Raw genomic sequence first — 1,339 nt, forward strand, 5'->3', positions numbered from 1 at the left:
CCAAGGACTTCGTATATATTGTTGAATATTTCATCTATATTTTTATCATTTTTATAATATTGTCCATTGCCCAGATGGATAGTTTGTGGAAAATATTGTATTTTTGGATTTAAAAAATTTATTATTATTTCTTTAGCTTTTTGTGATATATAGTAACTCAGCTCCTCTCCTTGAGTGAATATTACAAAGGCACCAAATGCTACCAAAGGTGCTGAATCTGGACATAATATACCAACCAAACTCACAATTCCAGCTGCAATTGCAGTCGCAGAAATACCAACTGTATAAACAATAGTTTCAACCCCTTCAGCTATAGCTTTAATAACTACCGACCTTTCGCCATTAAGGACATATTCTAAAGAATAATCCATAATTTTTAAAGTGTTTTCTGTTGGTTTGGTTATTATTCTTATTTTTCTTGCTATTGGTTCTAAAGTAGGATATTGCTTGGAGTAGGAATTGATAGTATTGTTTAATTTAGTTATTGTATTTAAATTTTCTTCTACTTCTTTTTTTACATTTTCTATATCTTGTCTATTAAAATTTGCTATCCAATTCGGTATTATATCTTTTTTAGCAAGCACAGCATTTTCTATACCTTGTCTATCTTCAGGACTTAAATTATTTTCCGCATGCATTTAATCTTCCTTTAGCAAAATTTATTAGACGATTAGGTTTTTTAGCGCCATATATTGTTTCGTATAATTCTTGATATTCGGTTTTTAAATTTATATCATACAATAAATTCATTTTTTTATAAGAATTAATCATATTTTCTAATAACTGTTCTTTTTGAGGTATAGAACACATAAGATTTATATCTAAAGTAAAACCAAAAAACAAAGTGTTGTAATTTACAAAAGTAAACTCAAACATTATTTTACCTGGATTATACTTAGATGGTAATTTTTCAATTTCACTCATAAAGACAAGAAACTCATCCACAACATTTAAATAATTATTAATTTCTTTTAAATCAGTGCTATTGGAAATAAAATAAAAATAATTAAGATTATTTTGCATTTGCAAACCAAATAATACATCCTTATTTTTAAGAGCTACCAAATAAGCATTGTCTAAACCTAAAATTTGCATAAATTTAAAATCTTTTTTAAAGTTATGCATATAATTTAATAGTTCTTTTTGATTAAGTTTTAATTCTTGATTTAAGTTTTGTTCTACAAAAACTTTTTTAAATTCTTCTTCGTTGCTCCAGAATAATTTAGATATCTCTTTTCTAATTTGATTTTCTTTTTCATAATAATACTTATCCCAAAAGATAAGCTCTAAAGGGCGATAAGCTAAGCTTATAAAAATAATCAAAGCTATAAGCAAACCG

At 26.0% G+C, this 1,339-nt stretch carries 2 protein-coding genes; both read right to left on the minus strand.

Going from position 1 to position 1,339, the window contains the following annotated elements:
• Positions 1 to 638: hypothetical protein (locus L8X33_RS08560; RefSeq protein WP_263670492.1), on the minus strand; the 638-nt coding region annotated here is incomplete at its 3' end.
• A partial coding sequence (locus L8X33_RS08565) for a hypothetical protein (protein WP_263670494.1) occupies positions 622 to 1,339 on the minus strand: 718 nt, incomplete at its 5' end. The genes L8X33_RS08560 and L8X33_RS08565, both read right to left, overlap by 17 nt.

Origin of the sequence: Campylobacter sp. CNRCH_2014_2849, from assembly GCF_025772845.1 — a bacterium.
GTDB lineage: Bacteria > Campylobacterota > Campylobacteria > Campylobacterales > Campylobacteraceae > Campylobacter_D > Campylobacter_D lari_D.